The organism is Ruania alba (genome assembly GCF_900105765.1).
Lineage (GTDB): Bacteria > Actinomycetota > Actinomycetes > Actinomycetales > Beutenbergiaceae > Ruania > Ruania alba.
Map to the genome: position 1 here is coordinate 1 of NZ_FNTX01000001.1, position 19,011 is coordinate 19,011.

Here is a 19,011-nt window from a genome sequence, read left to right on the forward strand (position 1 = left end):
GGGGGAGTCGGAGACCGTGTAGTGATCCGGACCCTTGACCAGCAACACGTCACCCGGTACCAGCTCGAGCGGATCCTCTCCGTCGAAGGTCACCCACGCGCGACCACGTGCCATCGCCACCAGCGCCAACGGTGCCTCGTCACCGACGCGGATCGACCACGGTGCGTCGAGCAGGCATCGGAGCACGAAGGCGCCCCGAGCGCGGGGGCCGTCCAGCAGTGCGGAGAGGGCGTCCATTCCCTGATGTTAGACGATCACGTATGCCATTGACCGTTCTGCCCATGGATCGTCTTGATTGGAGCCGCTGAGATGAAGACATGGACACCACAGTGCAGACCCTCGCAGGAACGATCCTCATCACCGGCGCGCACGGCAAGACCGGCCGCCGGGTCGCGGCCAGGCTCACTTCGGCCGGGCACCTTGTCCGGAGCGCCTCCCGCTCCGGTGACCATCCCTTCGACTGGACCAACCCACACACCTGGCCGGCCGCCGTCGACGGTGTGGCAGCCGCCTACCTGACCTACAACCCGACCTGGCGCTGCCCGGCGCACGGGACGCCGTCACGGGTGTGGCGACGGCGCTCGCCGAGCGGGGCGTGCAGCGGGTGGTGCTGCTCTCCCGGCCGTGGTGAGCCGCTGGCGCAGGAGTGTGAACGCGCGTTCCTGGACCTGGTGCCCACTGGCACAGTGGTGCGCTGCGCGTTCTTCGACCAGAACTTCACCGAGGGTCCGTTCGCCCCAGCAGTCATCGACGGCGTGCTGGCGCTGCCGGGCGCGCCCGACGTTGCCGAACCGTTCCTGGACGCCGAGGACATCGCCGACGTCGTGGTGACAGCCCTGCTGGCGGAGGGCACCGAGCACGAGGGGCGGGTGCTCGAGCTGACCGGACCTCGCGCGGTGCCTCTCGTGGAGACCGCCCGGATCCTGGGAGATGCGGCCGGGCATCGCGTGCAGTACCAGCAGGTGAGTGCGGCGGATTTCGCTGCCGTGGCCGAAGCGGCAGGTCTGCCGACCGACGAGGCCCGCGGACTTGCCGAGCTGTTCGTGGACCTGCTCGACGGGCACAACAGCGCCACGACCACCACCGTGGCGGACGTGCTCGGCAGGCCGGCTCGCTCGCTGGAAGAGTTCGCGGCCGAGGCGGCGGCCGGCGGGGCTTGGGCTAGGGCATGAGCGAGGCCGCATGGGCCCGATCTGGATACGGTGGAACCAACCTCGTCGGTGCCCTGGCCCGCCGCACTCAGGGTGTCCACGTCTCCTGGAAATCGGGGTGGTCGGAGTAGAGAGTCGCGAGGTGGCGTAGCCCTGAGGGGTACTCACCGACGCGTTCGAGCTCGTGCCAGTCACGAAACGCGCCGAACTCGTTCCCGGAGAGGCCTGCGGTCTCCCACAGTTCCTGGACGAGTGCCCGTTTGACTGCGCACTCGGCGAGAATCCGCTCGCGTCCGAAGGGATGCAGGCCAGCGCCCACTCCGGCCGGGATTCGCAACGCCGCGGCCTCGTCGTCGTCGATCCGGGCATGGATGAACTCGGTGATGGTCACTCATCATGGTCGCACGGCACCACCAACCCCGCTCCTGCCGGCAGCGCGTGGACGTATCGACGGCGCTGAGTGAGTTGCTGCCAGATCTGGCACCAGTGGCCTGAGAGGCGTCGATACTTCCGCGGCCGGCTACTCGATGATCTCGCCCTCGGGAGAGGACGTACCAGACGTCGTTCACGCCCTGGCCGGTGGTGTCGCCGGGGGCGGAGTCCTGCACCCAGTAGTACAGCGGCCAGCCGTTGTACGAGGCCTGGACCGTGCCGTCGGAGCGTTCGAGGCTGCCGAGCAGCGACGTGTCGATACCTTCGCCCGCCTCCGGTTCACCCTCCAGGGCCGGCCATGCTTCGAGGCAGTCGCCCTCGCAGTTGCTCACGCCTTCTTCGTCGTTGGTGAACATGTACAAGGTCATGCCCTCACCATCGACCAGGATCGTGCCGAGGTCGGTCTCGGCGGTGGTGACAGTCGGGGCGGCGGCCATCTCGCCGTTGTCGCCTTCCTCGCCGCTCTCCTCGGTGGCCTCGCCCTCCTCGGTTGTCTCCTCCTCGGCAGGGGCGCCGCCTCCGTAGCCTCCGCCCGCGCCCTCGTCCGTGTCGCCCTCGTCGGCGGAGCCGCATCCTGCCAGCAGGAGGCCCGCGCCCATGAGGGTCGCCGTCAGTATGGTCCGGGTCCGTCGCATGGTCTTCTCCACTCGTCGTGCGTCAGCACCGGCCGAACGGCCGGCGTCGAGACGGGGACGAAGGGATTGCTCGAGCTGAGGAACAGCGGGATCCGCGTACCGGCAATCCCTCCACCCGGGCTGAGCCGTATCGTGAAGTATGGGAGCCATGTCACGCGCCGACCGGGCCGCCGACGCCGCCCTGCTGGCCGGGCTGGCGGTGGACGATCCCGGTGCGTCGGCGGCGTTCGTTCGGCGGTTCCAGAGCGCGGTGTTCGGGATGGCAGTGAGCATCACCCGCGACGCGGCGCTCGCCGAGGACGTGAGCCAGGAGGTGTTCTTGCGTGCCTGGGGAGCGGCCGGCGGTTACGACGCACGGCGTGCTTCGGTGCTCACCTGGATCCTCACCATCGCCCGCAACGCCGCCATCGACGCCGTACGGGCCCGGCGCAGCACTCCCACCGAGGACGACGTCCTCGATCGGCTCGTGCAGGACACACTGACCACCTCGCCGGACCTGGAGGAGACGGCCGTGCACCGCGTCGAGGCTGAGCGTGCGGTGCGCCGGCTGCACCGCCTCTCACCCGAGCAGGCGCGCGCCGTGGTGCTGGCCGTGCTCGGCGGGTGTACGGCCGCGGAGGTGAGTGTGCGGGAGAAGATCCCCCTGGGCACCGCCAAGACCCGGATCCGTGACGGGCTCAGGAAACTACGACGAGGTGTCGAGACCGAACAAGGAGGCGGATCATGACGTCCAGCCGGAACGCCGAGTGGCACCCCGACGAGGACGCCCTCATCGAGGTGGCGCTCGATCACGCCGATGCCGACACCCGTATCCGGGTGAGTGACCACCTGGCCGCGTGCAGCGCCTGCCGCCACGACTACGACGAGCGCGCCGGTGCGATCGAGCAGGTGCTCCCCGCCGTACCCCGGCACGCACCGGGACCCGACTTCGAGTCCGACGTGCTGGCGCGGTTGCGGGCTGAGCGAACAGGGGAGCCCGGGAGAGGCGCGCCTCGCACCAGGGCGAGCGGCCGCCGTCGGGCCATCTTCGCCGTGGCAGCGGCATGGCTGTTGGGCCTCGCCCTGGGAGCGGGGGCGGTGGCGCTGCTGGACGGCGGAACGGAAGCCCCGCCATCAGCCGCCGCCGAGTGGTCGGCCCCCTTGCTGACCGCGGACGGCACCCGGATCGGGCAGGTGTCCCGCGGCTGGGGCCCGGACGGGCCGATGCTCGTGGTGGACGTGGCCGAGGGACCCGTGGGGGTGGAATACACCTGCCTCGTGGAGTACGCCGACGGTACGAAGGCGGACCTGGGAGCGTGGGCGCTGAGCGCGGACTCGCCGAACCGGTGGATCGTGGCCGATGACGGCGTCACGTCGGTGGATCTGGTGGCCGAGAGTGGGCAGGTGTGGTCCAGCGCCGAACTGTGAGGCATCCTCAAGGATCGAAGCAGTCCGGTTGAATCTCGGCCTTACCGCAGCCCGCCGCTCCTACGGGGAAGGCAGCCGCACGACTCACGCTCAGCCAGCGCATAGTTGGCAACGTTGATGGTCTGGACGAGCTCGTCCTTTCGCTGGTCCAGTGCCTCGATGGCCGCTCCGGCTATGTCAATGGTCGGCGCGACCAGCGACGTCAGCGAGGGCACTGTGAACTGGGCAAGTTCTGTCGCGTTGGCGACGGCGAGTGCCAGATCGCCGGGCACCGCGACGCCACGCTCATACAGTCGACGCAGGACGCCGAACGCCTGAACGTCGGTTGCCACCAGTGCTGCGGTGGGAGCCGGGTCCATCGCGAGCAACTGCTCGACGGCGTCGTAGCCGCCGGGTTCGGTCAGGGGCGCTGCGACGACATAGTCGTCGCCGGAATGTAGGTGGTTCTCGGCCATCACATCGCGCCAGCCCTCATAGCGTCGTTGAGTGGAAACGATGCCCTCAGGGCCGCCGAGCAAGGCAATCTTCTTGTGGCCATGGCTGATCAGGTGCTGTGTCACCAGTGCTGATCCACGGACCGCGAACTCGGGTCGATCTACCACCACGATCGGTGTGCCCATCGCTGTATAGGGGCCGAAATCCTGATGCCGGTCCACGCTGACCACGATGATGCCTTCAACACGGCGTTCCACGAGAGCGCGAAGATTGGCCTGCTCCTTCGCCAGGTCCCAATCGGTCGTCGCGACCAAGAGCTCCAGTCCCTGCGTGAATGCCAGCGAAGAAATCGCCTGAGCGAGGCGTCCGAAGTAGGGCATCACGATGTCCGGAACCACGAGCCCGAGGGTCGATGAGCGCCCGAGAGCGAGCATCCGGGCGACGCCGTCGCGTTGATAGCCCAGGTCGTCGATCGCAGCCAGAACCTTGGCCCGTGCGGCCGATGAGACCGGCCGGGGCCCATTGTTGAGCACGTAGGACACCACGGCGGTCGACACCCCGGCCCGCAGTGCCACATCCTTCCTGGTTACTGCCACAATTGATGGTAACTGTGGGCGATCGAGCGGAAGTCGGGGGACTGTAGCGGGTCCGCTCCGGATTGCACTGCCGTGGCTGCAGGTGCCACCCGGTTAGCTGGAGCACGGTGTGCGACGGCGGTGGCCTCACCGTCCGGGGCGGCCTGCCCGTCAAGAACCGCGCACGAGCGCGTCACCGACCGGTTTGGGGTTGGCGGCTGATCGCGGTCGGGCATCGGGCTCCTTTACGGCGAGAGGATCGCTGAGTAGCGGAGGAATGAATTGCGTCAGTCTACGCGGGTTGACCACGTGTGTCTACGCGGGTAGAGTCCCATTCGATTTGCCCCAACGGAATGTGGACTTCACTCGAGCAGACGCGCATCGCGGCGCTGTCTCCTACTACGGCAGTAAGGACGCACGATGAACACAAACCCCATCCTGAATCGACGTAACTTCCTCGTGGCTGGCGCAGGTGCGGCGGGAGGCTTCCTCCTAGCGAGCTGCGCCGGCGGCAGTGCCGAGAGTGGTCCTGACGAGATCACCGGTGCCGGCTGGTCGGACGGCCTCAACGATCTCGTCTTCGGGCAGATCAAGACCGACTTCGAGGCAGCCAGCGGGCTGACTGTAACTCCGCAGGCCTCGGTGCCCTTCGACGACTACCAGACCCGGTTCCGCACCCTGATCGCAGGTGGTTCGCCACCGGACCTGATGCGCCTCAATGACGACTTCCTCCGGGAGATGTCGGACAAGGAGTCGATCCTCGACATCGAGCCCTACCTGTCTGAGTCAGGCGTGGACACCTCGGACTACTTCGAAGGCGTGCTCGACTTCACGGCACTGCCGAACGGCCGGGCGGGCTTGGCCATCGGAGCGCTGCCCCGAGTCATCTATTACAACAAGACGCTGTTCGAGGAGAAGGGCGTACCGCTCCCGCCTACGTCCTGGACATCTGACGGCTGGACCTGGGAGGACTTCCTGGAGACTGCCCGCGCGCTCACCGAAGGTGACACGTGGGGCGCATGCGTCGTCACCGATACTGCGTACGAGAACACCTGGGCAGTCAACAATGGTGGGGAGGGCATCTTCTCGGCCGACGGGCGCTCCTTCGCCCTTGCCGAGCCGGAGGGCGTTGAAGCGCTGCAATGGGCGGCCGACCTCGCGCTCGTGCACGAGGTGGCGCCTCCATGGGCCGAGGTGTCTGGGGACGACTCCGAGCAGCAGCTATTCGTCGGTGGCCGGTGCGCGATGCTCTTCTCCTCGATGTCAGTCTCCAGTTACTTCAACGAGAATGTCACGGAGTTCGAGTGGGACATCGCCCCCGTCCCGGGCAACGTGAACCAGTTCAGCGAGTCCTCGATGGCCTTGATGGTGATCCCGACGGCGGCAGCCAACCCCGACGGAGCCTGGGAGTTCCTGAAGTACGTCACCGGGCCCGAAGGTGGTCAGGCGATCGCGCAGAACCGCGTGGGTGTGCCGCTGAGCAGGACCGCCGCCGAGGCTCTTGAACCCGGTGGAGCCGGCCCTGCGAACATTCATCTGTTCACCGAAGCGGCCAAGAACAACCGAAGTGTGCATTCCACGACCGCCACCGCAGCGGCAGTGGCGATCTACCGGCCGGCGCTGGAACGTGCCCTGATCGGTGAGATCACGGTGGAGGAGGCACTGACCGGCGCTCGCGAGCAGGTGGAAGCGGCTCTGGCGTGACGTCGACCAACGTCCCTATCGCGCGCGCAGGGTCGTCGACAGACAGCTCCGGCCGACGGCGCCGGCTCGGCAGGGGCGAACTCGCCGGTTGGTTGTTCATCGCCCCGCTGATATTCGGCATCCTCGCTTTCCAGCTTGTGCCGATCGTGGTCTCGATCGTCGCGTCGTTCACCAACTGGGACGGCATCACCACGCCGCAGTTCATCGGCGCTGACAACTACGCAGGACTGGCACAGGACGACCTGTTCTGGACCACCCTGAGGAACACCGTGCTGTTCACCCTCGGGGTGATACCGCTGACGACCGTGGGAGCCTTGCTCCTGGCGGTGCTGTGCCAGGGAAAGTCGCGTGTGTCCAATGTGGTCTTCCGGACGGCGTACTTCACGCCCTATGTGACCAGCATCGTGGCGATCGGGTTGGTCTGGAGCAAGCTTCTCGCACCGAGCGGGTTCATCAACAGCGTCTTCGCCATGGTGGGCGTCGAGGGGCCAGCGTGGCTCACCAACTCGACCTGGGCACTTCCTGCAGTGATCCTCATCTCGGCATGGCAGGGAATCGGGTATCCGATGATCATCCTGCTCGGCGGCCTCCAGAGCATCGATGACTCACTCAATGAAGCCGCCAAGATCGATGGCGCAGGATCGAGACGACGCTTCTTCAGTATCACCCTGCCGTTGTTGACGCCTCAGATCTTCTTTGTTCTCGTGACGCAGTTCATCACCTCGTTCCAGGTCTTCGCGTTGATCTTTGTGCTGACCAGCGGAGGCCCCGGGAACGCGACAAATGTCTACATCTACTACCTCTATCAGAACGCTTTCACGTTCGGACAGTTGGGCTACGCCTCGGCCATGGCCTGGATCCTGTTCATCATCATCGGTGCCGTCACGTTCCTTCAGCTCAGGCTGCAGAAGCGCTGGGTCTTCTACAACTGATCGGGGAGACATGACACACCTGCAGATTCGACACGCGCCTGCGGCACGTGCACGGGAAACCCGGGTTGAGGCGTCTCGACGAACTGGAACCGTTCCCGAGCGAGGCGCCCGTCTGGCGCTGGCAGGGCGCGGTGGCAAGCTGATCCTGATGACGATGCTCGCCATCAGTTTTCTCACACCACTGAGCTGGATGCTCTCTGCGTCCTTGAAGACCGAGCAGGACATCGCCCAGAACCCGATGGGGTTCATCCCGCAGACCTGGGAGTGGCACAACTACGCTGCAGCGTTCGAATCGATCCGGCCGTTCTTCATCAACAGCGCGATGCTGGCCGTCATCAACGTCGTCGGAGTGCTCGCGGTCTCGTCAATCGCCGGATACGCCTTCGGCCGGCTCTCCTTCCGTGGCCGTGACCTTGCCTTCTCGCTCGTCCTAGCGACAGCGATCATCCCCGGGATCGTCCTGATCATCCCGCAGTACATCATCTTCCAGCAGATCGGCTGGGTGGACACCTTCTTCCCGCTGTGGGTGCCGCGCGTACTGACGCCGGTGTTCGGCACCTTCCTCCTCCGGCAAGCATTCATGACGCTGCCGAAGGAACTGGAGGAGGCCGCGAAGTTGGACGGCCTGAACACCTTCATGATCTATGCACGAATCATGCTGCCACAGGTCAAGCCAGCGCTTGCCGCAGTGGGTGTGTTCACCTTCGTGGAGTCGTGGAACGACCTCTTCGGCCCATTGATTTTCATCAATTCCACGCACCTACAGACTCTCCCGATCGCACTGGCACAGTTCCAGGGTGAGTTCTTCTCCACCACGAACCTGCTGATGGCTGCATCGACGATCACGGTGGTGCCCGTGATCGTGATCTACCTGATCGCGCAGAAGTATTTCGTGCAGGGAATCGCCAGCTCCGGCTTGAAGTAGATCCACTCATCTCCACGGCGTGGTCGAACACCACCCGTGCCCAACTAGGAAGGATTTCCATGCCCGCGAACGAGCCGTGGTACCGAACGAGCCGACGATGGGGTCAGACCAACCTCGTCGAGATCGACCCCGAGCGATACGACGACGCGTGGTGGCGCAGGTACTGGCGAGATACTCGTATCGACGGTGTGATCGTCAATGCAGGTGGCATCGTCGCCTACTACCCATCCGAGTTCGAACTCCATCACCGTGCTGTCGGGATCTCCGAACAGAACGATCTGTATGGCCGCATCGTCGCCTCCGCGCGTGACGAGGGACTGGCGGTGGTCGCCCGGATGGACTCCAACCGCGTGGCCGAGGACTTCTTCATCGCGCACCCGGAGTGGATGGCCCGAGATGCTGATGGCGAGCCCTATCGGGCTGCCGACAAGTGGATCACCTGCGTCAACAGCGGCTACTACAACGACTACCTGCTCCAAGTGCTCGCCGAGATCACCCGACGGTCTGCACCAGACGGCTTCGCCGACAACAGCTGGGCCGGTCTGCCACGGGACCGGATCTGCTACTGCGAGAACTGCGCCCGGATCTTCCGTGAAGCCAAGGGTAGCCCGCTGCCCGCCCAGATCGACTGGAGCGACCCTACCTACCGCGACTGGGTGCGCTGGAACTACGACCGGCGAGTAGAGATCTGGGAGTTGAACAACAAGGCCACCCAGGCAGCCGGCGGCGAGCACTGCATCTGGATGGGGATGCTCAGCGGCGATCAGAAGCATGCTGCGAACAGGTTCAACGACCAACGGCGGATCCTGCGTGGCTCCCCGTTCGCGATGCTCGATCATCAGTTCCGCTGGTTCGGGGAGAGCTTCCACCAGAACGCCGAGGCGGGCAAGCGCATCCATGAACTCGTTGGCTGGGACGCTGTGATGCCGGAGAGCATGCCCATGTACAGCCTGGGCCGCCCTGCCTTTCGCGTCGCCGCGATGCCGAAGGCTGAAGCTCAGCTGTGGTCGGCCAACGGCTTCGCCGGCGGCATCCAGCCGTGGTGGCACCACATCGGTTCCCACCACGAGGACCGCCGGCAATACTCGACCGCTCCGGAGATCTTCCAGTGGCACGAGAAGAACGAGGACGTCCTGTTCGACCGGACGCCAGTGGCCGATGTCGGCGTGGTGTGGTCCACAGACAACACCGACTTCTTTGGCCGTGATCAGATCGAAGAGCGGACTGCGAGCCCGTACCGCGGTGCGATCACCGCGCTCGTGCAGGCTGGGTTGACCTATGTACCGGTGCACGCAGACGACATACACACGACCGCCAGCCGGTTCAGTGTTCTCCTGCTGCCGAACGTCGGCGCGATGGGTGACGCTCAACTTGAGGCTGTCCGCGAGTTCCACGCAGCTGGTGGCTCGGTCGTTGCGACGGGAGAGACATCGCTGTTCACCGAGGATGGGGAGCGGCGCGACGACTACGGCCTTGCTGACGTCCTTGGTGTCACCGCGGGCGAGTCCACCCACGGCGACTGGCGAGGCACAGACGTCAACATGGAGACAGCGGGCAACCACACCTACCTGCGCCTCCTGCCCGCTCGAAACTCCGATGGCGGCGGCACGGACGTCAAGGTGCGACGTCCCGCTCGGCACAGTGCGCTCGACGGCTTCGATGACACCGATATCGTGCCGTTCGGCGGTTACCTGCGGGAATCCCGTGTGCTCGACGGCTTTGAGACGTTGGCGACGTTCATCCCGAGGTTCCCCATCTATCCGCCCGAGACCTCATGGATGAGCACCCCGGAAACTAGCATTCCCGCCCTCGTGGTCAGCGAACGAGGGGAGTCCCGAACAGTCATGGTGCTCGCAGACCTGGATCGGTGCGGTGACCGGGACCAACAACCCGACGCCCGAGCGCTGCTCGCACGGGTGGTGCGGTGGGCCATAGGCGAGGAGTCCAAGGTCTCGGCGAAGACCCCTGGGGGAGTGGCAGTGAACGCCTACGCCCAACCCGGACGGACGATCGTGCATCTGACCAACTCACTCGCGACAACGAACTTGGCAGCCCGCCAGGACCACCTCTACCCAGTTGGTCCGATCGAGGTACGCATCACCAGACCAGAACCGGCCAGCGCGGTGAAGAGTGCTGCGCTGCGGGTAGCGGAGGCCGCAGCCACAGCCAAGGAAGATGGTGACGCCATCGTGGTCACTGTCGATGTGGTCAAGGCACATGAAGTCGTCGTGATCGACTGGGCCTGACGGTTGCGCAACCACCATCGAGGGGCTCCCGCCCGGCTCGCACCCGTGAGCCAGGCGGGAGTCGCAGTGGCCCCACCCGGGCCCCGGGATCTCGGCAGCCCGATGACCCCATCCAGCAATTCCATCGGAGCCGGGGTCGATCGTTCTGAGGAGTAGGCCCCCCGGGGCTCGAACCCGGAACCCACGGATTAAAAGTCCGTTGCTCTGCCAGTTGAGCTAGAGGCCCGCACGCCGCATGGTGCGGCGGCGACAAGCCTACGCCAGGAGGGTGCGCCGTCAGGACTCGTCGGCGTGACGCCATGGCATGCGGTCGAGGTCAGTAACTCTGCGGCCGCCAGGTGCCCGCCTCCCACGCGGCCCACGAATGGTGCAGGGCACCTGCGTATTCGTAGGTGTCGAACTCGGCGCCACCGCCGGTCATCCGCGGGTCGCCGGTGGCGACGAGCTCGGCCCGCAGCACGTCCTCGAGCTCGCTCACCAAGGACTTGTGCTCGGGGTGGTCGGCCAGGTTATCGATGCAGTGCGGGTCGCTCGGCAGGTGGTACAGCTCATGCTCCGGGCGCTTGCCGAATGCCAGGTCGTAGTAGGTGTCCTCGCCCGCCTCGTGCTGGGCGAGGATCGTCTCTTTGGTGGGGGAGGAGTCGACGTTGGTGAATCCTGTCTCCGGATTCCCGGCCGGCCACATGCTCGGCCGCAGGTTCCAGACGTAGAGGTAGTCACCACGGCGGATGCATCGCACGGGGTAGGAGCGGTCGCCTTCATACCCGAGATCGTGGCGCTCACGGCCGAAGAACACCCGGTCCCGGTCCGGGTCGACCTGCCCGGATTCCTCCGATCGCAGCACGTCCATCAGGGTGCGACCCACCATCTGTGGCGGGTGCTCGGTGATCCCTGCTGCATCCAGGAATGTGGGTGCGAGGTCGACGAAGCTGATCAGGTCCTCGATCACTCGTCCACTGGGTACGGTCCCTGGCCAGCACACGGCGAAGGGAAGGCGGGCGTCGGGGTCGAGCATCTGCCCCTTCACCCGTGGGAAGGGCATGCCGTTGTCGGAGGTGACGACGATGAGGGTGTTCTCCAGCTCACCGGCCTGGGCGAGCTGGTCGATCATCAAGCCCAGATGACGATCGAACCACTCGATCTCGTAGGCGTAGTCCAGCAGGTCCTCGCGCACCTGTGGCACGTCCGGCAGGTACGGGGGAACCTGCACCGCGGCCGGGTCGAGGCCTGCGCGTGCCCCTTCGCCGGGCTCGTAGCGCCGGTGTGGCTCGAACCCGCCGTACCAGAAGCAGAACGGCTGGCGCTCATTGCGGTCGTTCAGGAATACGGCGAAGTTGGCGGCGTAGTCGATCTCGCTGATACCGGTGCGTTCCGGTGGGGTGAGCCGGTGGTTGTTGTACGGGGTGCCGGCGGGGTTGCGGGTCAGTCCTTGGCGCGCCCAGTTCCCTGGCGCCCATCCTTTGCCGGTGTATCCCACGTGATACCCGGTGCCTTCGAGCAGGTCGGGGTAGCGGGCAAACTCGGCGGGGAAGATGCCGTTGTGATTGCCGGCTTCCTTGAGCTGCCAGGTGTGCATGCCGGTGAGGATGCTCGCCCGCGACGGTGCGCACTTGGGATTCGTGGTGTAGGCGTTGTGGCACAGCACCCCATGTTCGGCCACCCAGTCGAAGGCAGGTGTGTGCACGAACGGGTGACCTTGCGCGCTCACGTGCGAGGCGTCGTCGGCTATCGCGAGCAAGATGTTCGGTCTGTTCATGCCCGGGCAATGCGCTGATAGGTGGTGGGTTGGCGGGCCAGCTCAGTGTCGATGGCGCGCAGAGCGAGCTGGTGGCGTAGGTCTTGGTGATCGGGGTGGTCGAAGAGGTTGTTCACCTCGCCGGGGTCGGTGTGCAGGTCGAACAGGTCGCCCCAGGGGTGCCCGCGGTAGACGGTGAGCTTGTACCGGCCGTCGATGTAGGTGCGCAGGTCGACGGCGGTGGGCTGGTGTCTGTTCTCGACGATCACGTGGTCTCGGGCTGTGTCGTGCTCACCGGTCCAGACGTCGAGCTGGTTCACCCCTTGCGTGGAGCCGGGGACGTCCAGACCGGCGGCGGTGAGCATGGTGGGGGCGAGGTCGATGAGGCCGAGCAGGGAGGAGGTGCGTGATCCTGCCGGGATGCGCTGAGGCCAGCGGGCCAGGAAGGGGACTCGAAGGAGGTCTTCGTAGTGGAAGGCGCCCTTGGCGACCAGGCCGTGCTGGCCGAGGAAGTGCCCGTGGTCGGAGGTGAAGATCACCAGGGTGTTCTCCGCCAATCCACGGGAGGCCAGGTGATCCAGGATGCGTCCGACCTGGTCGTCGATCAGGGTCATCATCCCGTAGTAGACGGCGATGTCCTTGCGGAGCTTGTCCTCGTCGGTGAGGTGGCTGTGGAACCCGTGGTTCTGGTGTGGTGTCTCCTGCCAGGGGGAGAAGTTCGGGTCGTGCTGTTGGGTGAGGGCGAACCAGGGGGCCATCTTCTCCAGCTCCCCGGGCTCGAGCCGGCCGGGTTCTACCTCGGCAGGGTCATACATCGAGGCGTACGGTTCGGGCACCAGGTAGGGCGGGTGCGGGTCGTGGAAGCTGGCCCAGGTGAAGAACGGGTCGTCGGTGTCGGCGGCGCGGTCGATCGCGGCGATGGTGCGCTCGGCGGTCCAGGTGGAGTAGTGGTATTCGGCAGGAAGGTCCCAGGAGTGCTGCCGTTCGTCGCCACGAACCTCGGGCCAGGACTGGAAGTAGTCGGCCCAGTCGGTCAGGCCCTGCTCTTCCATCCAGATTGCGTAATGCTGGCCCACGTGGGACTCGTCGGCATGGTTGCGGGCGAGCTCGATGTGGTCGAAGCCGTAGTAGGGGCCGTGGAACTCGCGCCAGAAGTCCAGGTCGCGCAACGTCGGCTGTGCCTCGAGGGAGGTCTGCTCCGGAGTGGATGCCAGCGGCTGGAAGTGTGCTTTGCCGATCAGAGAGGTCTGGTAGCCCGCCTGGCCGAGCAGGTCACCAAGGAAGGTGCGTTCCTCCTCCAGCTTCGTCCCGATCGTCCAGCACCCGTGCCAGGACGGGTATTCACCGGTGATGATCGAGGACCGGGAGGGTGAGCACAGCGGGTTGTTGCAATACGCCCGGTCCACTGTGACGCCGTCGGTACCGATGCTGTCGATGTTCGGGGTGTCCAGCATCGGCGTCACTGACCCCAACGCGCTGTGGTGCTGCTGGTCCGTGGTGATCAGCAGGATGTTCGGGCGGGCGTCACCTGCATGATCTCCAGCGGTCGCGGAGAGTTCATGACTCATCTAGTGATTCCTTTCGTTGCACGTGCTGCGCTGGACGGCTCGGTTCCGCGGCGCGCTCAGGAGAGTGGCCCCTGCTGTGCTACTTTACCGTTAGGTCTGTAAATAATCCATCGAAGGGGAACGTGGCTGTGCTGACCTCGACCATTACTGTCGATCCGGCCTACGTGATCGGTGAGATCGACCCGCGGATGCGCGGGTCGTTCGTGGAGCACCTCGGCAGATGTGTCTACACCGGGATCTACGAGCCCGGCCACACCACCGCCGACGGCGATGGGTTCCGGTTCGACGTTCGTGACCTCACCCGTGATCTGGGGGTGAGCATCGTGCGCTACCCAGGCGGGAACTTCGTCTCTGGCTATCGGTGGGAGGACGGGGTAGGTCCGCGGGAGGAGCGGCCCACAAAACTTGACCTCGCGTTCCAGTCGATCGAGACGAACGCCGTCGGTATCGGTGAATTCATGGCATGGACCCGAACCGTGGGTGCTGAGGCAATGATGGCCGTCAATCTCGGCACTCGCGGCGTGGAGGAGGCGGCGGCTCTTGTCGAGTACTGCAATCACCCCGGCGGTGGGTACTGGTCCGATCTGCGCCACCGGCATGGCCGCGCAGATCCCTACGGCATCGGCGTGTGGTGCCTCGGCAACGAGTTGGACGGACCGTGGCAGATCGGGCGCAAACCCGCGCGGGAGTACGGGATCCTGGCCGCGGCAGCAGGTGCAGCGATGCGGCGCGTCGACCCCAGTATCCAGCTGGTCGCCTGTGGCTCGTCGGGGCGGCGGATGGCGACCTACGCCGCCTGGGAGGCGGAAGTGCTCGAGCACACCTACGAGGTCGTGGACTACATCTCCGTGCACGCCTATCACGGACCACGCGGTGACACCCGCGCCGACTACGTGGACTTCATGGCTGCCGGCGCCGACATGGACGCCATGATCACCCAAGTCATCGGAACCAGCGACTACGTGGGCGCGAAGCTGAAGTCCCGCAAACGCCTCAACCTCTCTTTCGACGAGTGGAACGTGCGACACACCCATGGGACGTGGCGTCAGGGTCACGAGCCGTGGACTGTGGCACCGCCGCTCATCGAGGACACGCACTCGGTGACTGACGCGGTGGTCGTGGGATCGATGCTGAACAGCCTGCTCCGGCATGCGGACCGCGTCACCATGAGCTGCTTCGCACAGCTGGTGAACATCCACGCCCCGATCCGGACGGCAGCCGGAGGACCGGCTTGGCGGCAGGCCTCCTACTACCCGATGCAGGCCGTCTTCGCCCACAGCCAGGGTCAGTCCATCCGGCTAGCCGTCGAGTCGCCACCGATGACCACCCAGTCGTACGGAGACGTGGACCAGGTCGACGCCGCCGCCACCCGTGATGAGGACGGATCGCTCACCGTGTTCGTCGTGAACCGCTCCCTCGACGACGCCGTGCTCAGTGACGTCGTCGTCCGCGCCATGGGCCAGCCGCACGTGACTGAGCACGTCTTGCTTCATGACGATGACCCGGACGCGACCAATACCCATGACCATCCGGACCGGGTGCGTCCCCGTCACCTGGACCCGCCAGGTCTCGACGGCGGGCGTCTCCAGGTCATGCTTCCGCCACGCTCCTGGCAGATGATCCGCATCGTCGATGACGCCGGTAGGAGGAACGCATGAGAACGGGCCGACCGAACATCCTGCTCGTCACCACCGACACTTCCCGCACCGACACCCTGGGCTGCTACGGCTCGACGCATGCCATATCCCCGCACCTGGATGCCCTCGCCGCGCAGGGTGTGGTGTTCGAGCAGGCGCACACCAACGCTCCCGTGTGCATGCCCGCCCGCACCAGCCTGCTCACCGGGACGCACACGCCCATCCACGGCACGGTGGAGAACGCCCTGCACCGGCGGCGCCATCTCACCCCGTGCACCGATCTCCTCGCCGACGTCGGCTACCGGACGATCATGGTCGGCAAGACACACTTCGGGCCGATGCCGGATTCGTTCGCGATCCAGCACCCGTTTGCCGGGGAGAAGGGTGGCCCTGTCCAGGACGAGTACGCCGATTTCCTCGCCGACCACGGGTACCAGCGGTCCGTCGCAGAGCCGGGGTTGCTGCCCGAGGAGCTCACCAGTGACGCGTGGGCCGTGGACACCGCGATCGCGGAGATCGATAAGGTCGGTGCAACGCCGTTCTTCCTGCACTGCTCCTTGCTCAGCCCTCACTCGCCTCTGGACCCGCCGCAGCGATGGATCGACGCCTTCGCCGACCGGGAGCTTCCTCCGGTGATCCCCGGGCCCGACGAACCGGATGAGCTGCCCCGACAACTGCGCGACCTGCTGGGTCTCGACGATGCCGACACACCCGACCCCGACGAGATCGACCGGCTGCGCCGCCTTTACTACGCCTCCGCAGCCGCTACTGACGCTCAGATCGGGCGGCTCGTCGACCACCTGGACCACGCGGGCCTGGCCGAGAACACCCTCGTCATTGTCACCAGTGACCACGGGCAGCAGTACTACGACCACGGGTTCAACGACAAGCACACCTTCTACGACGCGTCCTGGCGGATCCCGCTCATCCTGCGGCAACCCGGAACCATCCCCGGCGGGGCGCGACAGGGCTTCGCCATGCTCACGGATGTGACCGCCACGATCCTGGCCGCAGCAGGAGTCGACTTCCCACCGGTGCAAGGCTTCGACCTGCTCCCGGCAGTGCGGGACGGCCGCGCGTCACCACGCCGGTGTGCCACCGCCGTGCTGTACCGATCGCTCGCCCTGTGCAACCGGCGGTGGAAGCTGGAGTATTACCCCGACGAGGATACGGGGCGGCTCTTCGACCGGATCGCCGACCCCGACGAACTCACCGACCTCTACCGCGATCCAACATGTCAGGGGGTGCGGGACGAGCTGCTCACCGCGTTACTGATCTGGCGGGCCGATCTCTGCGACGTCGAAGCCTTGCAGGTATCAGCCGGGCGCGGCGGGCCAGTGGCCAAGCGGGCCATGGCGATGAGCGCCGCCGTCCGCGGCGTCGATGCCGAAGCACGGGTCAGTGCACGCGCCGCAGTGATCGACGACGGCGCCGAGCTCGCCTGAGTCCGACGCCGCCGCGGGCCTCATGCGTCGCGCAGCAGCGCCAGGCCGTCCGTGCCGCCCAGGGTGACCGAGGTGCCCACCAGGGACCCGTCGTTCGTGGCGGGGTCCTGCTCAGGTGTGCCCTGCAACCGCCGGACGCGGTCCTCCGGAAACAGGCTCGCCAAGTCCACCTGGTATGGCGACTCGGAGGGGTTCGCCAGCACTAGCCCGTGCTCGAACTCGCGCACCATCGCATCGGCCCCGGCGTGCAGCCGCAGGTCCCGTAGAGTCAGCGACCCGGTTCCCTCGGCGAGGAACCTCAGGTCGATCGGGCCATGGGCGACGTCCGGGAAGTACAGCACCACGTGCTGCGGTTCGGTGTCGATATAGGTCAGCATGACGTCGTCGGAATCGGTACTCCCGGCCGGTGTCACGGCCACCTTCAGCAACCGGCCGATACCGGACGAGTACTCATCCAGCTCCTCACCCGAGACGGTCAGCGCCACCACCAGATCGCCGTCGGGAACATCCACGTTCGCCAGCGTGAACGAAGCTCCCGGTAGGAACGTGAAGAACCGCGTGAGGCGGGCGGGAAACTCACTGTCGTCCGAGTTCGAGTCGAATGAGATCCGGAGGGCCGAGCCGCCGTCGGTGACTCGCTCGAAGGACACACCGGGGCCGGCGAACCGGTCCACGAAGTGCTTCGGCCAGCCCACGCCGGCGCCACGCAGCAGGTCCGGTGACCGCTCGGCGAGATGCTGGGCCGGTCGCAACGGCCGCCCGAGCCAGTTCAACTGGTGCTCTGCACCTGCCCACACCTCGTCCAGGACGCCCACGGCTGCGTCGTCGGGTTTGTCCGGCTCGTCGAAGAAGGTGACGGCGATCCCGGCCAGCTGCGCCGCGGCGAACACCAGCCGCATGTCCGAGTAGTCGACCGGGCCGTCATGCCGGGGACGGCGGTGGTTGATATAGCTGAACGCCGGCTCCCGGGAGTGCGTCTGAACGTAGTCCAGACTGCCCAGGACCGATGACCACCAGCGGTAGTCACTGACCTCCACACCGGGAAAAGCTTCCTTCTCGATCCCGTTGATCATCGTCAGGTCGGGGCGCTGACCGACGTCGTCCCGCCGTCCGGTCAGGCGTGCTCCGTCAGTGAGGATGAGCTTGTCCGGGAGCCGTTCCCGCAGGCGGCGGATCGCTTCGATCTGCCCGACGCCGTAGCGGTTGATGCCGTCGATCACTCCTTCATCGGCGATGCCGTCACCGTCCAGGTCGGCGAACCGCCGGAACGTGCCGATCGTGAAGGTGAAGATGTCGAACTGGACACCGTCGATGATCTCGAGCTCGCCGCCCGGTCCGAGGCGGAGGGCCATGTCCTCGACGAAGGCGTCGATACCGTTGCGGCCGCGGGCATCGCGTGGACCGTCCGGGTCGAAGTTGATCCACCAGACCAGGCCCGCGTCCTCCGATCCCCACGGTCCGGTCACGATGTGCGGGGCGACGTACGCACCTGCCGGGAAGGCGAGCGGCTCCGTGCCATAGCGTCCGCGGTCGACAGTGATGGTCCCCGCCTCGTCATCGATATCGACGAGGGTCACCTGTTCGCTCACGTGCCAGTCGGGGAGACCGTCTGCGCCCGTCGCGGCGATGCCGATGTCGTCGTGCACGGTGCCCTCTCGCCCGACGTCGAGGCGGAAGATCGAGGTGTCGGCCACGTGCAGCACGGTACGGGTGGCGTCCGGCTGTGTCGCCGCAGTGAGCGTGGTGCCGGCACGGTAGGTCCAGTGCCCACCGAAGGTGAACACGCCGTACGGATCGAAGTCCGGACGGCGCAGCCTGCCGTTGAAGTGGAGGAGCACCAGCTGGTCGGGGTGCTCGCGCTTGAACCGGGTGACGTACTCGACGTTCGCCTCGCCGGTGGTGGTGGGCTTCTCCTCCTGAACGACCTTGCCGACGATTCCGTTCAGCGTGGAGAACTGCTGTGCCCATTCCTCGTATGCCATGGAGTGCACCAGCAGTTCGGACTGCCGGAAGTGGAAGGACCGGGGGAAGCCGGCGGTCAGGATCGTTGGGGCACTGCCACTCGGTACGGCCGCCGCCGGAGCAGGGCCGGCGCCCAGGGCGATTCCGGCACCCACTCCGGTGGCACTGGCCGCCAGGAACGCTCGCCTGCTCAGATCGATGTGGCTCGAGGGGGTCATGGAG

Annotated in this window: 15 protein-coding genes, 1 tRNA gene and 1 pseudogene; 9 read left to right on the forward strand and 8 right to left on the reverse strand. The window is 66.1% G+C overall.

Annotation, left to right across the window (positions count from 1 at the left end; all coding sequences use genetic code 11):
* Positions 1 to 237 (reverse strand): cupin domain-containing protein (locus BLU77_RS00005; protein ID WP_139177473.1); only part of this gene is annotated, 237 nt, incomplete at its 3' end.
* Positions 238 to 317: 80 nt separating this feature from the next.
* Here BLU77_RS00005 and BLU77_RS00010 point away from each other — a divergent pair.
* Complete coding sequence (locus tag BLU77_RS00010; protein ID WP_217632330.1) at positions 318 to 1,172, forward strand: Rossmann-fold NAD(P)-binding domain-containing protein; 855 nt, start codon at positions 318 to 320, stop codon at positions 1,170 to 1,172.
* Between the two features lie 67 nt (positions 1,173 to 1,239).
* Here the strand turns inward: BLU77_RS00010 and BLU77_RS22460 are convergent, their stop codons facing one another.
* The gene (locus BLU77_RS22460; RefSeq protein ID WP_089771125.1) at positions 1,240 to 1,542 is read right to left on the reverse strand and encodes a DUF6221 family protein; all 303 of its coding nucleotides are present in this window, start codon (positions 1,540 to 1,542) and stop codon (positions 1,240 to 1,242) included.
* A gap of 166 nt (positions 1,543 to 1,708) precedes the next feature.
* Positions 1,709 to 2,368, reverse strand: a pseudogene (locus BLU77_RS23130) (COG4315 family predicted lipoprotein); the annotation flags it as partial.
* Here BLU77_RS23130 and BLU77_RS00025 point away from each other — a divergent pair.
* Positions 2,367 to 2,945 (forward strand): RNA polymerase sigma factor, encoded by a 579-nt coding sequence (locus BLU77_RS00025; protein WP_217632331.1) that lies wholly within the window; start codon positions 2,367 to 2,369, stop codon positions 2,943 to 2,945. The pseudogene BLU77_RS23130 and the gene BLU77_RS00025 overlap by 2 nt on opposite strands.
* The gene (locus tag BLU77_RS00030; protein WP_089771127.1) at positions 2,942 to 3,625 is read left to right on the forward strand and encodes a hypothetical protein; all 684 of its coding nucleotides are present in this window, start codon (positions 2,942 to 2,944) and stop codon (positions 3,623 to 3,625) included. The genes BLU77_RS00025 and BLU77_RS00030 overlap by 4 nt, the downstream gene beginning before the upstream one ends.
* Positions 3,626 to 3,666: 41 nt before the next feature.
* Here the strand turns inward: BLU77_RS00030 and BLU77_RS00035 are convergent, their stop codons facing one another.
* Positions 3,667 to 4,656, reverse strand: coding sequence for a LacI family DNA-binding transcriptional regulator (locus BLU77_RS00035; RefSeq protein ID WP_089771128.1), 990 nt, complete (start codon positions 4,654 to 4,656; stop codon positions 3,667 to 3,669).
* Between the two features lie 399 nt (positions 4,657 to 5,055).
* Here BLU77_RS00035 and BLU77_RS00040 point away from each other — a divergent pair, with 399 nt between their 5' ends.
* The 4 genes from BLU77_RS00040 to BLU77_RS00055 all read left to right on the forward strand — a co-directional run bounded on the left by BLU77_RS00040 (position 5,056) and on the right by BLU77_RS00055 (position 10,442).
* Positions 5,056 to 6,339: an ABC transporter substrate-binding protein gene (locus BLU77_RS00040; RefSeq protein WP_089771129.1), complete on the forward strand. Its 1,284-nt coding sequence runs from the start codon at positions 5,056 to 5,058 to the stop codon at positions 6,337 to 6,339.
* Complete coding sequence (locus tag BLU77_RS00045; protein ID WP_089771130.1) at positions 6,336 to 7,271, forward strand: carbohydrate ABC transporter permease; 936 nt, start codon at positions 6,336 to 6,338, stop codon at positions 7,269 to 7,271. The genes BLU77_RS00040 and BLU77_RS00045 overlap by 4 nt, the downstream gene beginning before the upstream one ends.
* A 148-nt stretch (positions 7,272 to 7,419) precedes the next feature.
* Positions 7,420 to 8,196 carry a carbohydrate ABC transporter permease gene (locus BLU77_RS00050; RefSeq protein ID WP_089771131.1) on the forward strand — a complete coding sequence of 259 codons (777 nt, stop codon included), beginning with the start codon at positions 7,420 to 7,422 and terminating at the stop codon, positions 8,194 to 8,196.
* A 59-nt stretch (positions 8,197 to 8,255) separates the two neighbouring features.
* Positions 8,256 to 10,442, forward strand: a complete 2,187-nt coding sequence (locus tag BLU77_RS00055) for an alpha-amylase family protein (protein WP_089771132.1) — start codon at positions 8,256 to 8,258, stop codon at positions 10,440 to 10,442.
* Positions 10,443 to 10,595: 153 nt separating this feature from the next.
* Here BLU77_RS00055 and BLU77_RS00060 read toward each other — a convergent pair.
* The 3 genes from BLU77_RS00060 to BLU77_RS00070 form a co-directional block, all read right to left on the reverse strand.
* A tRNA-Lys gene (locus tag BLU77_RS00060) sits at positions 10,596 to 10,668 on the reverse strand.
* A gap of 90 nt (positions 10,669 to 10,758) precedes the next feature.
* Positions 10,759 to 12,198 carry a sulfatase family protein gene (locus tag BLU77_RS00065; protein WP_089771133.1) on the reverse strand — a complete coding sequence of 480 codons (1,440 nt, stop codon included), beginning with the start codon at positions 12,196 to 12,198 and terminating at the stop codon, positions 10,759 to 10,761.
* A complete protein-coding gene (locus BLU77_RS00070) occupies positions 12,195 to 13,745 on the reverse strand; it encodes a sulfatase family protein (protein ID WP_089771134.1) in 1,551 nt (516 codons plus the stop codon). Before BLU77_RS00070 ends, BLU77_RS00065 begins: the two co-directional genes overlap by 4 nt.
* Before the next feature lie 122 nt (positions 13,746 to 13,867).
* Here BLU77_RS00070 and arfA point away from each other — a divergent pair, with 122 nt between their 5' ends.
* Positions 13,868 to 15,403 carry an arabinosylfuranosidase ArfA gene (arfA, locus tag BLU77_RS00075; RefSeq protein WP_342741426.1) on the forward strand — a complete coding sequence of 512 codons (1,536 nt, stop codon included), beginning with the start codon at positions 13,868 to 13,870 and terminating at the stop codon, positions 15,401 to 15,403.
* Positions 15,400 to 16,827 (forward strand): sulfatase family protein, encoded by a 1,428-nt coding sequence (locus BLU77_RS00080; RefSeq protein WP_089771136.1) that lies wholly within the window; start codon positions 15,400 to 15,402, stop codon positions 16,825 to 16,827. The genes arfA and BLU77_RS00080 overlap by 4 nt, the downstream gene beginning before the upstream one ends.
* Positions 16,828 to 16,847: 20 nt before the next feature.
* On the opposite strand, the gene BLU77_RS00085 is transcribed toward BLU77_RS00080, so the two are convergent.
* On the reverse strand, positions 16,848 to 19,007 hold the full coding sequence (locus BLU77_RS00085) for a hypothetical protein (RefSeq protein ID WP_089771137.1): 2,160 nt from the start codon (positions 19,005 to 19,007) through the stop codon (positions 16,848 to 16,850).
* Between the last annotated feature and the right edge of the window lie 4 nt (positions 19,008 to 19,011).

Excerpts from the sequence above, each read along its gene's own strand:
- BLU77_RS00010 (WP_217632330.1), top strand. The coding sequence starts at position 318 with ATGGACACCACAGTGCAGACCCTCGCAGGAACGATCCTCATCACCGGC.
- BLU77_RS00025 (WP_217632331.1), top strand. The coding sequence starts at position 2,367 with ATGTCACGCGCCGACCGGGCCGCCGACGCCGCCCTGCTGGCCGGGCTG.
- BLU77_RS00030 (WP_089771127.1), top strand. The coding sequence starts at position 2,942 with ATGACGTCCAGCCGGAACGCCGAGTGGCACCCCGACGAGGACGCCCTC.
- BLU77_RS00040 (WP_089771129.1), top strand. The coding sequence starts at position 5,056 with ATGAACACAAACCCCATCCTGAATCGACGTAACTTCCTCGTGGCTGGC.
- BLU77_RS00050 (WP_089771131.1), top strand. The coding sequence starts at position 7,420 with ATGACGATGCTCGCCATCAGTTTTCTCACACCACTGAGCTGGATGCTC.
- BLU77_RS00055 (WP_089771132.1), top strand. The coding sequence starts at position 8,256 with ATGCCCGCGAACGAGCCGTGGTACCGAACGAGCCGACGATGGGGTCAG.
- BLU77_RS00065 (WP_089771133.1), bottom strand. The coding sequence starts at position 12,198 with ATGAACAGACCGAACATCTTGCTCGCGATAGCCGACGACGCCTCGCAC.
- BLU77_RS00070 (WP_089771134.1), bottom strand. The coding sequence starts at position 13,745 with ATGAGTCATGAACTCTCCGCGACCGCTGGAGATCATGCAGGTGACGCC.
- BLU77_RS00080 (WP_089771136.1), top strand. The coding sequence starts at position 15,400 with ATGAGAACGGGCCGACCGAACATCCTGCTCGTCACCACCGACACTTCC.
- BLU77_RS00085 (WP_089771137.1), bottom strand. The coding sequence starts at position 19,007 with ATGACCCCCTCGAGCCACATCGATCTGAGCAGGCGAGCGTTCCTGGCG.